Origin of the sequence: Lactonifactor sp. BIOML-A5, from assembly GCF_009677585.1 — a bacterium.
Taxonomy (GTDB): domain Bacteria; phylum Bacillota; class Clostridia; order Lachnospirales; family Lachnospiraceae; genus Lactonifactor.
Window position 1 is genome coordinate 253002 of sequence record NZ_WKYV01000001.1, and the last position, 14582, is coordinate 267583.

Annotated in this window: 11 protein-coding genes; 3 read left to right on the plus strand and 8 right to left on the minus strand. The window is 45.1% G+C overall.

Features of this window, described 5'->3' with window-relative positions; translation table 11 throughout:
- Window positions 1–354 precede the first annotated feature (354 nt).
- From GKG41_RS01100 to GKG41_RS01110, 3 genes are all read right to left on the minus strand, one after another.
- Window positions 355–795 (minus strand): ACT domain-containing protein, encoded by a 441-nt coding sequence (locus GKG41_RS01100; RefSeq protein ID WP_072848321.1) that lies wholly within the window; start codon window positions 793–795, stop codon window positions 355–357.
- 14 nt (window positions 796–809) lie between these two features.
- Window positions 810–2111, minus strand: a complete 1302-nt coding sequence (locus GKG41_RS01105) for a phenylacetate--CoA ligase (RefSeq protein WP_154256416.1) — start codon at window positions 2109–2111, stop codon at window positions 810–812.
- Window positions 2112–2206: 95 nt separating this feature from the next.
- Window positions 2207–3694, minus strand: a complete 1488-nt coding sequence (locus GKG41_RS01110) for an HD domain-containing phosphohydrolase (protein ID WP_158640961.1) — start codon at window positions 3692–3694, stop codon at window positions 2207–2209.
- Window positions 3695–3996: 302 nt separating this feature from the next.
- Between GKG41_RS01110 and GKG41_RS01115 the strand changes: the two genes are divergently transcribed.
- Entirely contained in the window at window positions 3997–4509 is a 513-nt protein-coding gene (locus GKG41_RS01115; RefSeq protein ID WP_072848326.1) for a ferritin family protein, read from the plus strand.
- Window positions 4510–4568: 59 nt separating this feature from the next.
- Here GKG41_RS01115 and GKG41_RS01120 read toward each other — a convergent pair whose 3' ends face one another.
- Window positions 4569–5849 (minus strand): MFS transporter, encoded by a 1281-nt coding sequence (locus tag GKG41_RS01120; RefSeq protein WP_173015485.1) that lies wholly within the window; start codon window positions 5847–5849, stop codon window positions 4569–4571.
- A gap of 88 nt (window positions 5850–5937) precedes the next feature.
- Window positions 5938–7398, minus strand: a complete 1461-nt coding sequence (locus GKG41_RS01125) for a sigma 54-interacting transcriptional regulator (protein WP_154256420.1) — start codon at window positions 7396–7398, stop codon at window positions 5938–5940.
- Window positions 7399–7658: 260 nt separating this feature from the next.
- Between GKG41_RS01125 and GKG41_RS01130 the strand changes: the two genes are divergently transcribed.
- Together GKG41_RS01130 and GKG41_RS01135 are read left to right on the plus strand one after the other, a co-directional pair.
- Window positions 7659–9119 (plus strand): trimethylamine methyltransferase family protein, encoded by a 1461-nt coding sequence (locus tag GKG41_RS01130; RefSeq protein WP_154256421.1) that lies wholly within the window; start codon window positions 7659–7661, stop codon window positions 9117–9119.
- A 177-nt stretch (window positions 9120–9296) separates the two neighbouring features.
- Window positions 9297–10715, plus strand: coding sequence for an aspartate ammonia-lyase (locus GKG41_RS01135; RefSeq protein WP_072848334.1), 1419 nt, complete (start codon window positions 9297–9299; stop codon window positions 10713–10715).
- Window positions 10716–10816: 101 nt separating this feature from the next.
- Here GKG41_RS01135 and GKG41_RS01140 read toward each other — a convergent pair whose 3' ends face one another.
- From GKG41_RS01140 to GKG41_RS01150, 3 genes are all read right to left on the minus strand, one after another.
- On the minus strand, window positions 10817–11275 hold the full coding sequence (locus GKG41_RS01140) for a signal peptidase II (RefSeq protein WP_072848335.1): 459 nt from the start codon (window positions 11273–11275) through the stop codon (window positions 10817–10819).
- 30 nt (window positions 11276–11305) lie between these two features.
- Window positions 11306–12763 (minus strand): ATP-dependent Clp protease ATP-binding subunit ClpX, encoded by a 1458-nt coding sequence (clpX, locus tag GKG41_RS01145; protein ID WP_072848337.1) that lies wholly within the window; start codon window positions 12761–12763, stop codon window positions 11306–11308.
- Window positions 12764–12918: 155 nt separating this feature from the next.
- On the minus strand, window positions 12919–14490 hold the full coding sequence (locus GKG41_RS01150; protein WP_243140950.1) for a trypsin-like peptidase domain-containing protein: 1572 nt from the start codon (window positions 14488–14490) through the stop codon (window positions 12919–12921).
- Window positions 14491–14582 lie beyond the last annotated feature (92 nt).

Sequence of the window (14582 nt, forward strand, 5' to 3'; positions counted from 1 at the left end):
GGCCTGGGTTCCGCGGACGATTCCGCAGGAGTGTTTAGAGAGTCTTAGGCAAAACCGGGATTCACGCAGGAGATTTTTTCGGCAGTCCGGGCCGAAAAAAAGTGAGCATGGGCAGAGAATGCACATAAAGCATTCTTTGCACATACGAACGGTGCTCCGGCGGGGATTCCGGTTTTGTCTTAGACTCTCTTCGCGACGGAGGTGTCCCCGGAACCCAGGCCTTCCTCCCGCCCGAACCAGCCAGCCCACCGCCGCGGGATTCCTCTCACCGTCCCCTCCCCGCCCATACAAAAAGAAAACGCTGCCCCCCAAACGACAACGCCGTCTGCTTCGCAACGCTTTCCCTCTCACTTGTTAATCAGCAAACAAATCCGAAAGTGCATCCTGGCAAATAAGTTTTATGCCATTTTTGCTGAGCACCTCAATCGCCTTCTCATTATCCGGCACACGGAAGATCATATAGGCCAAATCCACTTTTCTCGTAATAAAAGCATATGTATACTCCAGATTCACACCGTTCTGGCCTAAAATGTCCAGTACTTTGACTAGACTTCCCGGCCTGTCCGGAATTTCTACTGCGAGAACTTTTGTTATGGAAAAGACATAACCCTCATCCTTCAGCACGCAGGCTGTTTTATAGGAATCGTCCACAATGATTCTCAGAATGCCGAAGTCTTCCGCATCAGCCAATGACATGGCATGCATATTAATCTGATTGTCGTCCAGAAGCTTGGCGAATTCTTTTAACTGGCCCGGCTTATTTTCCAGAAAAACAGATATCTGCTTTACAGTCATAGTATCCCTCCTCTTTAATATAGGTTACGTTTATCAATTACACGTACCGCTTTTCCCTCGCTGCGGGCAATACTCTTTGGTGCCACAAGTTTTACCACTGCATAAATACCGAGCATTGCTTTCAGTGCATCCCTCAGTTCTTTTTCCTTGGCCGATACATAGGACAGGGAGTCGGAGAACATTTCCGGTGTCATTTCCACCAGCACCTCCAGCTTGTCGCTGTTATTCTCTCTGCTTACGATAATCTGGTAATTAGCGGGATATCCCTTGTTCAAAAGAACTGTCTCAATCTGTGACGGGAAAACATTTACCCCTTTAACAATAAGCATATCATCGCTGCGTCCCATTGGTTTTGTCATACGCACATGCGTCCTTCCACAGGAGCATTTCTTACGATTCAGGACACAGATGTCCCTGGTCCGGTAGCGAAGCAAAGGGAATGCCTCCTTTGTAATGCTAGTGAATACCAACTCTCCCTTTTCTCCGTCCGGCAGCACCTCTCCGGTATTAGGATCGATAATCTCCGCAATAAAATGATCTTCGTTAATATGCATTCCGGCCTGCTCGCTGCACTCGAATGACACACCCGGCCCTGATATCTCAGTAAGACCATAAATATCATAAGCTTTAATCCCCAGTTTGTTCTGGATATCCTGACGCATTTCTTCACTCCAGGCCTCCGCGCCAAAGATACCTGCTTTTAACTTAATCTGATCCTGCAGGCCTCTTTCACAGATTGTCTCTCCTAAATAAGCCGCATAGGACGGCGTACAGCAGAGAATTGTAGAACCCAGATCACACATAAACTGGATCTGACGATCTGTATTTCCGGAAGACATAGGGAGTGTAAGGGCACCCACTTTATGAGACCCGCCGTTAAGCCCCGGGCCGCCGGTAAATAAGCCATATCCATAGCTTACATGAACCACATCGTCTTTCGTTCCCCCGGCGGCCACAATCGCCCGGGCGCAGCACTCATCCCACAGATCGATATCATGCTGTGTATAAAAAGCAACTACTCTTCTTCCTGTTGTTCCGCTTGTGGATTGGATACGCACGCAATCTTTTAGCGGCATTGCCATTAATCCATATGGATACGCTTCCCTCAAATCGTCCTTAGTTAGAAAGGGCAATTTATGGAGATCCCCTCTGGACTTAATATCCTCAGGCTTTACCCCCTTTTTGTCCATCATACTGCGGTAATATGGCACGTTCTGATAAACGTGATGTACCGTTTTCACAAGACGCTCATCCTGCCATGCTTTGATCTGATCCTGAGATGCGCATTCTATCTCTGGTTGATAATAATTGGGCATGTTTCGTAATTCCTTTCTCTTCTGATTTTACGTATATTTGGTTTGAACTACATAGGAACAAGCCAGAATAAAACTTATGTATATTATAGCAGTTATCAAAATAAAGGTAAATAATCTTTTGTATCTTTTGACGGTTCCTCCATCCACTTCACAAACTGTCTCTCCAGCCAGGGATCAAACTGTCTGCCGGACCACCTTTCTAATTCAGAGATAATGGCTTTATCGTTTTCTGCCGCTTTGCCATAATAACCATACTTCATCCTGTCATATGCATCCACAAGCATTAGAAGCCTGGATTCCAGAGGTATCTCCTGCCCCTGAATCCCGTAGGGATAACCGCTCCCATCCCAATTCTCGTGATGAAACAAAAGTACCCGCGCCATTTCATGAGTTTCCGGCATAGACCGAAGAATACGGTATCCCGTTTCTGAGTGGCGCCTTATTTCCTTTTTCTCCTCCTCATTTAGCAGTTCCTTCTTATTTAATATTTCATCCGATATGGATGCCATTCCAATGTCATGAACATATCCCAGCTGTCTCAGGAAGTGTATCTTCTCTTGTTCCCAGCCCAGATATTGGCCAAATGCACCGGCCAGACGCGATACCCTCTGCGAGTGCCGGTAAATCTTACTGTTTCTGTCAAATAAAGTCTTTAGAATCAGATCAATGGTCTCATACTTTTTTCCTGTACTGTGCAGAAGCTTCCTGCTGTACATCATATCTTCAGCTGCAGAAATTATAGTAACCAGAGACTCCTCTGGTTCCTTTTTTACAGCGTATCCCCAGGAAAATGAGACCGGCAGGCCGCCCAGAATACAGGATTTAATTTCCTCCTGCACTTTATTCAGATAAATCTGAGCCTCTTCCAAAAGTGTCTTTCTGAAAAAAATCACTATTTCATCTCCCCCCGTGCGTATGATTAAATAATTTGGAGATGCAAATTTTTTAAGTACCCTGGAAACTTTTATAATAGCCCGATCCCCAAAAGAATGACCCAGTGAATCATTTATCATCTTCAAACCATCGATGTCAATCATAGCCACTGTCAGGGGAAGCTCACTGTCCCCATTCTGATTCTGTACAAAATCATCGTAAAAATGCCTGTTGTACATCCCGGTGAGAGCATCTCTCCTGCTCAATTCCATGATCTCCATCTGTTTTCGCTTTAGACCGGAGGTGTCTGTAAGCGCACTCCATATAACAGCCTTGCCGCCACGTTTTTTCCAGTTATCCTCTGCCCTCTCCTGGTATTTTCTGCTTGTCACAGTTACTGCAATAGTTCTGCACTCCCCCTGAAGTTCTATGTCCGCAGCATCCGTCTCCCCATAGCAAAGAATCCTGTGTATCATCTCCCACATCACATCTTCATACTCCGGAAGGATATAATCGAAAAAATTTTTGCTCTCACTCTCTGTACTGTTTTCTCCAGCCCCTACCATTCTGCCAAAAGCCCGGTTGGCTGTTATAATTCTGCCATCTTCTTCATAGATTACATACCCTATAGGTGCTCCGTCAAATATCTGCTTATAGCCGCCTTCTTTCACGGCCCACTCTGAAGCTTTAAGATCATCCTTCTGTTCCACAATATACCTCTCCTTAATGAACATGATTTAACCATAATGGTATCTATTATAGAAGAAGTACCCGGTGGATTCAAACAAATCCCGTCGAAGGCTGAAGGGAGTAATTTGTCGCAAATCAGCAAAATGAGGGTATCTGTACACTCTCATGGGAGAAAGTGTCCATAGGAAGGGTTAAGAATATGTTAATTTCCCCAATGCTTCTCCTCCCGGCCACTGTCGTGTTTTATTCCAAATAAAATTCTTGGCGTAAAACCCCAACCTGTCTCATACATATGTTAACAGAAAGAATCAGGAGGTGTTGTATGGAACAAAAAGGCTTTGTATTTGCCGCCGAGGCTCCGTATCCCCAGGTAAAGGTAAAATGTATGAATCAGATGTACGCAAGGGAGATGGCAAGTAATATAGGGGCCTGCAACTCAGAAATGTCAGCAGTCAGCCTCTATTTTTACAACAGCATTATTGCAGGAGAGACCTACAAGGAGATATCTGATTGTTTCCACAAGATCATGATCGTTGAGATGCACCATCTGGATATTTTTGGAAGGCTGGCGTATCTTCTTGGTGCCGATCCCCGCCTGTGGGCGTACACAAGAAGACGTCCCATATACTGGTCCCCCGGATGCAATCAATACCCCAGACAGCTCAAGGATCTGCTTCAGAACGCTCTTCGGGGTGAGGAAGAGGCTATCCGCAAATATAAAAGGCAGGCAGAAAGCATCCGGGATCCCTATGTTGTGGCAAATTTACAAAGAATCATAGAAGATGAGAACATACATGTAGAAATATTTCAGACACTCTGCAGACAGTATTTATAGACAACCAGCTAAAAAATCCGGCAGCGCCATTCCTCTCAGGGAGCGGTGCTGCCGGTCTGCTAGTTCTGCTGGGGCCTGGCCATAGGGCCCACAGTTTCTCTCTGCTTTCTGGACAGGCGGTAAATGCAGACAGCACAAAGAAAACCCACGGCTGCGCTTGCCATAGCACAGGCAAAGATAATTTTATACCCGGATGCACCGGGATACCGATCAAGCCAGTGCCCTATTACCGTATACATAAACGCATCCGGAAGAAATCCCAGAGCAGATGCAAATCCTACAACAGCTCCATTTACACCGGCCGGCACGCCCGCTTCCGTCAATGTGGCAAAATAAACTCCACGGTTCACGTAAATAGCCAAACCAAATGTAAACATCAGAACCGTAGCCAAAAGCAGAAACTGACTGCCCCCCGGTATAAAAAGCATAATTCCAAATCCCACTGCAATAATGATAAAAGCAAAGACCATCGTCAGTGAGGAAGAATGAATTTTGTCTGCGATAAATCCTCCCGAAGTTCCCCCGGCTATCTGAAGCCCCCAGGTCCTAAGCGTTCCAATGGCAGCTGCAAAGGTTACAGAAGCCCCCATTACTCCGGTAAGGTAGGGCGTAAAGTACCCCAGGCAGATGAAACACATCATAGTAGCAAATATAGTAATTGTAATGAGCCACGCCTGAGGCATTCTCAGAGCCGTAATAAAATTGCGGACAGGTGAAATCTTTCCTTCCGCAGACCCCTGTACCTCTGTCTTGGCTGCAGGAATGACAAAATATGTAATGATGCCTAAGACAATATTTACGACTGCATAGATAAGAATAACTGTGCGCAGTCCACCTGCGATGGAAACAGCCCGGTTAAATATGGCTACAATTCCAAGGCCAATCAAAGTAGATATAAACCCCCGGGTGCCCTCCAGAAGCCCAAACAGCCTTCCCTGTTCATTTTCAGTTCCAAGGTTCCTCACATAATTGATCAGTGCCGGCCAGAAGATAAGAGAACTGGTAAAAGCCCAGAAAAAGCTAATGCCAAAGGCAATGGGATAGGCCGGAAAAGCGGCAAACCAGAAGCCCGCAAGTCCAGTTAATATCTGTCCGGAAGATAATAATATTTTACTGGAAATCCTGTCAGCCACAGCTCCGCCTATGATATAGCAGATCACGGAGCCAATCCCATAGGCACTCATCAAATTTCCAAGCTGGGCATTAGAATATCCAAAGGCCTCCAGCATTGCATCATAATAAGAGTAGCGCAGATAGGGGAGCTGATAGATCAGCCCCACAGCCGCGGACAGCAGAATCAGAATAAACCATTTGTTTTTAACACCTTTCCTTGTGTTCATAAATTGCCCCCTTTGCATAAATAACTTCTATCTTCAGCGTTTAAGATATGTTATTTATGTTTATGAGCAAATTATGTGCCAGTTCATATCAGCGAAACTCTCCGGAAGTAATCTTATATTTTTTAAGCTTCACTGTCAGTGACTGTCTAGATATGCCGAGAAGTTTTCCGCAATGTGTCAGATTCCCTCTGGTTTTCTCCATAGCCGACTCTATAATCGTCCTTTCATAATTATCGACCAGCAGGGGCAGATTCTTATATTCTGATAACTCCCAGCTGTCTGCACTCTGTTTAAAGGCCATGTCATATGCGGTCTTTACGCTTTTATTCTTAATCACCGACTTTTTCAGATACTCCAAAAAATAATTAGGGATATGTTCGAACCCTATATATGAATCATTATCACCAAGCATATTAAACGCACTTTCCAGGATGTTTGAGAGCTCCCGTACATTTCCTGGCCAGTCATAGGTTAGAAACATTGATTTTAAAGAAGGGATCAGGTCAATCACCAGAGCATTCTGTTCTGCATTATATTTATCAATCAATGACTGCATTAGAATAAATAAATCATTGCCTCTGTCCCTCAAAGGCGGGATAATAATAAGGCCTGTGGATAAACGGTAATACAGATCCGTCCTCATAATTTTATCATTTATGAGCTTTTCGGGAAGTACATTGGTTGCACTGATTATACGGCAGCTTATTTTCCTGAATTTATTGTCCCCTACTCTCTGAACCTCCTTTTCCTGAATGGCACGAAGAATTTTAGCCTGCAGCAGCAAAGGCATGGAATTGATTTCGTCCAGAAATATGGAACCATCTTTTGCTTTTTCGAATAACCCCACACTGTCTACTGCCCCGGTAAATGCCCCTTTTACCGTACCGAACAAAGTGCTCTCCAGCAGAGTCTCCGGAATAGCTGCACAGTTCACCGGGACAAAAGGACCTGCATAATAGTTGCTGGCATTATGTATACTCTGTGCAAACAGTTCCTTTCCAGTGCCTGTTTCCCCGCAGAGCATAACCGGCATATCTTTTCCTGCAAACCTTTTTGCAACCTGTATGGTGTTCTGCAATACACTGCTTTTTCCCATAATATCATCAAACATATATTCTGTTCCATTTTTCAGTTGTTTGTGTCTGAGTTTAATGGTGCTCTTCTTCATAAATGATATATTTTGGATCAGCCGCCTTTTCAGAGAACTCACAGGATCGCAAAAGATCACTGCACCTACCGTTTCTCCTTCTTTTACTATCGGATAGGCACTGGTTAAAGCATTGTTTCGTTTCCCGTTGCAATACCATTCCAGATTTATATTTTCTATTGATTTACCCGTATGCAGGGCAGTGATCCCCGGGGATATGGTTTCTTCCCCCAGATAAATACTCTGATAGATTTGAAACGCCTGTTTGCCAATTATCTCATCCCGCCTGAGTGCGTCCAGTTCTTCTGCGGCCTTATTAATAAACCTAAAGGTGCCATCCTGATTCAAAATATAAACTGCCGTGGGCAGCATATCCAGGATTTCCCAAAAAATTGATTCCATTCTCAATACCTCCTCATGCCATAAGTTAATAGAGCTCTTACACTAATAATGCAATAATTATTGCAGTTAGTCAATAAAAGCAATAATTATTACCGCAATTAATATTGCACTAACTCCAACTCCTCTCTCGTGTACTGCCTCTCATAATAGACAGACAATCGTTTTTCACACTCGCCTTATTTTGGCACAGTTTTTGCTTGTATAACCATATAGCGTTTAAGATATAAAAAAACTAGGAGATTGTCGAAAGGAGTACGGTTATGGCAATTGAAGGATTAAAATCATACTACCAGATAAACGGAGGGCTGTTTCATGCAGTCTCGGAGGTTGAATGTGAACGTATTATCAATGCCGCCCTCACGATTATGGAAACAACAGGTCTGGAGGTGCAGCATGAAAGGGCGGTTGCACTTCTCGATAAAGCGGGCTGCAAAAAAGAGGGGAAAACTGTGATATTCCCCCGGAACCTGGTCATCCGCTGTATCAACTCAGCGGCCCCGGAATTAGTCCTCTACGATCGCTTCGGGAATGTTGCCCTTCGGGCGGGCGGTTCTAATACTTATTACGGGCTGGGACCTACGAATCCATTTTTTAATGACTTTGAAACCGGCCGAAGAAGGGAAGCGGTACGCAGAGACGTGACATACAGCGCCAGGGTCGCAGATGCCTGTCCCAATATCGACTTTGTGATGGGATTAGCACAGATATCAGACTGCCCAGTACCCATCTCTGATGTGGTTGAAATGTATGAAATGCTGACAAATACCGTAAAGCCAGTCATCGGCTGGGGCGTAGGCGTAGAAGGTTTAAGAGAGCAGGTAGAAATGTGCTCTGCCATCGCAGGCAGCCGAAAGGATTTGATTGATAAGCCTTTTGCCGCCCTGTTTCCCGGCTGTCCGGTTACCCCATTAATCATTCCCCATTTAATTTATGAAAAACTGGAGTACTGCGTCCAGTCAGGTCTTCCCGTTATCTGGATGAGCGGAGCGCAGCTTGGTTCCGTAGCACCGGTCACCATGGCTGGCGCACTGGCATCGGGCCTGGCGGAGATGCTGGCCGGAGTTGTCCTCTCTCAGCTAATCCGTGAGGGATGTTCAATCGCCTGTGGAATGGTAGTGCTGACTGTAGATATGTCCACCACCCATTCAGCTTACGGAAGTCCGGAACATTGCCTGGGGGAGAGTATTGTCGCGGATCTCTTTCACTACCTGAATCTTCCCTCCATGCAGACCGGAGGTGTTACGGACTCTAAACTCGTGGATGAGCAGGCGGCAATTGAAACTTCTATGCAGATCATAATGAATAGCCTCAGCGGAGGCCATCTGGTTCACGATGTAGGTTTTCTGGACGGGGCTATGTCCGGGGCGCTGGAACAGATTGTAATGTCAGATGAAATCATAGGATTCGCGCGAAGAATTACCAAAGGGATGAAAATTAACAGAGACACACTTGCCTTGGACGTAATTCATGAAGTGGGACCCGGAGGGGAATTTCTGACCCATGAACACACCTTTGAACATTTCCGGGAAGAATTTTGGTTTCCTACCTTAATAGACCGTCAGCTTTACAGCAGCTGGTCCAAAACATCCCTTGATATGCGCAGCAGAATCCATAATAAAACAGCTGGCATTCTGGCAGAACACAGAGCGCCTGCACTGCCGGAAGAAGTTATGGAGCAATTAAACTATATCCTGGAACAGGCACAGACCCGGATCCAATAGCTTTAAAGTGATGAGCAAACAGTATCAATAAATACGCTCAGCCGAAGCAGCCTTCTTTCCCCTTCTCCTGCAGGAGTATAACTTCTGATTTATAAGATTTATATATTTATATATATTAGACCCTATCCCAGGGAAAGGCTATAATAATAGCAAAGGAAGAGGAAAGAAGGAAGAAAAATGGTTGAAAAGATTAAATTGGACGGCAGAGATTACCGCATGGAAAAAGACTCCATCGGCGAGATGGATGTTCCCGGGGAGGTATATTACGGCGTACAGTCAATGCGGGCTGCAGAAAATTTCCGCATCACAGGTTTGTCCATGCATCCGGAGATTATTGTCAGCCTAGCTTACATAAAAAAGGCAGCAGCTATTACAAACTGCGAGGTAGGTACCCTGGACAGGAAATTAGGAGAGGCCATCGTTCAGGCCTGTGACGAAATTATAGGAGGAAAGCTCCATGAACAATTCATTGTAGATCCAATTCAGGGCGGTGCAGGTACTTCTTTAAATATGAATGCCAATGAGGTGATCGCCAACCGCGCCATTGAACTTTTGGGCGGAGAAAAGGGGGACTATTCCATCATCCATCCCAATGATCACGTAAACTGCGGACAATCCACCAATGACGTCATCCCCACAGCCGGAAAAATGACTTCTCTGCGTCTGCTGGAAAACGCACAAAAAGAACTCCGTCGCCTCTATGATGTTTTGGAAGAAAAAGCAAAAGAATTTGACGGCATTATAAAAATGGGAAGAACACAGCTGCAGGATGCAGTCCCCGTTCGCCTGGGTCAGGAATTTAAAGCATATGCCGAAGCTGTCAAAAGGGATGTATACCGTATGGATGTGGCAAAGGATGAGATGCGCAGCCTCAATCTGGGGGGAACAGCCATTGGAACCGGCGTAAATGCAGATACACAGTACGTCAAAAGGATTGTGCCCAATCTGGATAAGATTACTGGGATGGGATTCATCCAGGCCTACGATATGCTGGATGCCACTTCTAACCTGGATTCCTTTGTGGCTGTGTCTGGGGCTGTAAAGGCTTGCGCCGTTACACTCTCCAAGATAGCAAATGATCTGAGACTGATGTCCTCCGGACCCAGAACTGGTTTCGGTGAGATTAATCTTCCCGAAAAACAGAATGGATCTTCTATTATGCCCGGAAAGGTAAACCCAGTGATACCGGAAGTAGTAAATCAGGTAGCCTTTCATATTATAGGGAATGATATGACTATTACTATGGCGGCTGAAGCCGGACAGCTGGAGCTGAATGCCTTTGAGCCTATTATTTTTTATAATCTGTTTCAATCCATTGATACTCTTGCCTATGCGGTACAGACCTTTGTGGATAACTGTGTGAAGGGCATATCTGCGAATGCTGAGAGGTGCCGTCAGCTGGTGGAGGGCAGTGTGGGGGTAGTCACTGCACTCTGTCCCCACATCGGTTACCAGAAGGCTGCTAAAATTGCAAAAAAGGCACTGGCATCCCGCAAATCCGTCCGTGATTTGATATTGGAGGAGGGGATCGTGGAAAAAGATAAGCTGGAGTACATTCTGGATCCCCTGGCCATGACAGAGCCTGGTATAAAATAAGAAAAATTGCGATAGGGAACGCAGTTTCCTATGTAATAAAAATAGTCCTGCAGGCAGAGTGAGAGACCGCTGCCAGCAGGACTGCATATTTTGCTTCTTTTTTACTTTTTATGGAAGGTCTGAGACACCACAGTCACAATGCATCCCAGGAAAATAAAGAGATCTGATAGGTTGAAAACAATATTCTCAAATTTTTTCCATGGACACTTAAAACTTACATAGTCCGTCACATAGCCCTGACGCTGTCTGTCATGCCAGTTGGATAATCCACCCCCCAGAATAAAGCTTGCACCTATTTTAGCTATTGTATACCCCTTCTGAAAAAGGAGCCACAGATAACCGATTCCGGCCAGCAAAAGTCCTGTAAGCTGTATATAAGTAACCTTTTTCCTGTCCTTTTTTAACAAACCAAATGCTATCCCCGGATTGTTTGTCCTGCGGATGAGGACTCTGCCTCCCAAACGTTCTTCTGTGACATTCAGTAATTTATCCGCCTCTACCTTACGCTTTATAAAATAGTCTAAGCAGAAAATTCCTGCTGCGATGATTAAAAATCCCATACTCCACCTGCCTTGCCTCCGGCTCTGTACCTATCCTTCCGTCGCCTCCAGCCGGACGGGCTCCTGCCCCCGAAGAAGAATCCTGGGTCCTCCGGTATGTTCTATATATTCCTTTGTTATAATTACTTCTCCGATACTGTCATCCTTTGGAATCTCATACATAATATCCAGCATGTATTCCTCCAGAATTGCCCGAAGTGCTCTAGCTCCTGTGTGCTTCTTCAGCGCCATCTCCGCTATGGCCTCCAGGGCACCGTCTTCGAACTCCAGCTTCACTTCATCCAGAGCCAGAAGCCTTTTATACTGCTTCAAGATCGCATTCTTAGGTTCTTTTAATATCTGAACCAGCATTTCCTTCGTCAGGCCAGACAGAGTAAACACCACTGGAAGCCTTCCTAAGAATTCCGGAATCATGCCGAATGTTTTTAAATCATCCACAGTAACCTTCTGAAGAACTGTTTCGTCGTGGTCATATTTATCCTTCAGATCCGCGTTAAATCCAATGGAAGACTGCTTATTCAGCCGTTCTTTGATTACATTCTCCAGCTCCGGAAAAGCGCCCCCACAGATAAACAGAATATTTTTGGTATCCACCGTTGTAAGGGGGACCATAGCATTCTTGCTGTTTGCACCTACCGGGACCTCCACTTCGCTTCCCTCCAGAAGCTTAAGCATTCCCTGCTGCACAGATTCTCCGCTGACGTCCCTCTGGTTCGTGTTCTTTTTCTTGGCAAGCTTATCAATCTCGTCCACAAATATAATCCCATGCTCTGCCTTTTCCACATCATTATCCGCTGCCGCCAGGAGCTTAGATACTACACTTTCAATATCATCTCCAATGTATCCGGCTTCTGTCAGGGAGGTAGCATCCGTGATTGCCAGCGGCACATCCAACAGCCTGGCTAAAGTCTTCACCAGATACGTCTTGCCGCTTCCGGTGGGGCCAATCATCAGCATATTTGATTTCTCAATTTCAATATCATCCACCTTATCAGCGTATACTCTTTTATAGTGATTATAAACAGCCACTGACATTACTTTTTTAGCATAGTCCTGCCCCACCACATATTCGTCTAGGCTGGCCTTGATCTTATGGGGAGCAGGTATGTCTTTTATACTGAGTGTCTTTGCAGTCTCCTCTTCCTTTGGCTTTTCCTTTTTCTTTTTCAGCTTCTGCTTTTTGGGGATCTGATCCTGCAGAGTCGACAGGTCAATCATACTGATGTTCGGCATATTAGGAATATTATTCATCAGATCGTTGTAATTAATATTGCTGCTGCTCATTGTGTCAAAACTTTTCTGCATACACTCTGTACAGATGTTAATATTATTGGGAAGACTTATCATCTTTCCAGCCTTGCTCTCAGGACGGCGGCACATAAAACATATTTTTTCATACTCGTCGTCATCTTTTTTATCATGATCATCCACAGTGACTGCGGTTTCTTCTATATCTGCCTCATCAAATAATTCTTTATCTTCTGACATATAGTGTTCTCCTTTACGATTTCTACTTCCATCATTATATCCTAATCTAATACGGTCTACAAGTGAACTTTTTCTAAAGTCAGAGGACAATGAAAAAAGGAACTGCAGGCCGACAAATAGCCTGCGGTTCCCTTATCCTATTCTGTAGTCATTTATTACTGTTTCTGCTGTACATTGGAGGGCATATCACTCTTGTTTCCTAAGGTTACAGAAAGAGTCTGCTCTTTGTATTCTCCGTTTTCCGCACGTGCAACCGTCACATCCACAGTCTTTCCTGCCTCATAATATTCCAGCTGCTCAATGAGGGCATCTGCTGAAGAGACACTGGTTCCTTCGATCTTTGTGATAATGTCGCCTTTCTTAATCCCCGCTGCCTCTGCAGGACCTCCTGAGGTAACTTCTGATACGAAGGCTCCCTGAGGCATATTATACATCTCTGTAATCTGCGAATCTACATTTTTACAGCTAATTCCCAGATAAGACTGCTTATTCTCATCTGTCACTTTATATTTTGTCTCCTGATTCATCAGTTCATTTAAGATAGGTTCCGCTGTTGTAATGGGGATTGCATACCCCATGCCTTCTACTTCACTGGATGCAAATTTAACGGAGTTAATACCGATAACCTCACCCTTCATGTTCAGAAGCGCACCGCCGCTGTTGCCTGGGTTGATAGCTGCGTCTGTCTGAATCAATCTGCTTGTAACATTTTCAACGCTTACTTCCCGGTTCAGAGCACTGACATATCCGGATGTTACAGACTGTCCGTATCCGAGGGCATTGCCGATAGCAACTACCTGGTCACCTACCTCAAGGGCATCAGAGTCTCCTAATTTAGCAATTTTAATCTGACTTTTAACGTCTTCCGGGATATCTGCTAATTTTACCGCAATTACAGCCAGATCGTTATCTGGATCGGTACCTTTTATCTGAGCCTCCACTGCATTGGGATCCTGTTCGCTGGAAGAAGCTGACTGACTGTCAGATTCTGCAGCAGCCGCATCCTCCTGCCCGGTAAAGCAGACTGTAAGGGTTGTGGCTCCGTCTACTACGTGGTTATTGGTAGCTATCAGTAGTTCTGAGTCGTTCTGCCCTACAATAATTCCTGACCCGCTGCTCTTACCCTCATATTGCTGGCTGCCAAAACCAAAATAATTCGGAACTTCCTGGACACTGATATTCGTGATAGCTACCAGGGATGGCATTACATTTTTAGCAACTTCTTTTACGGAAGATCCCGCTGCGGATGTGTCTGCCGCGGAGGTATTAATCACTGAACTGTCAGAGGTTCCAACCGGATCTGTGGTTCCAATCTTGACCTGTTCCTTTTCTTTTGTACCGTTCAGACTGTTGCCTACCGCATTGACTGCCTGAAAACTAACACCGGCCACGAGCCCAAATACTACGGCAAAGCTAACGCATACGGCAAATTTCTTTCCCCATCCTCCTGAGGAAACGGCCTTTTTCCTTTTCTTGGGGGGCTCCTGAGGGGGGACAGGATTTGAAATATGGTAGGAGTGATACTGGGTTTTTTGTTCTCCGGCATCCTCCTTTTCTGAGGCGGAGGTCTGTCTTGCTTCTTCCTCCCGGCTGCTGTCTCTCATAGTAAAATTAATCTGTGACTCCGAACTGCGGATAGTATCTTCCTTTTGATTCTCTTCCCCGGGATGCTCTGTGCCTTCCGGTAAATTGTTTAATGAATTATCTCTGTTCCACTCTTCATTCATAATAATCATGCTCCCTTCTATCTTCAACGTTTTTATTTATCTTTCTTTATCTTATGGCTTTAGTCTAACAACCATTTGTGTCTAAATTGTGA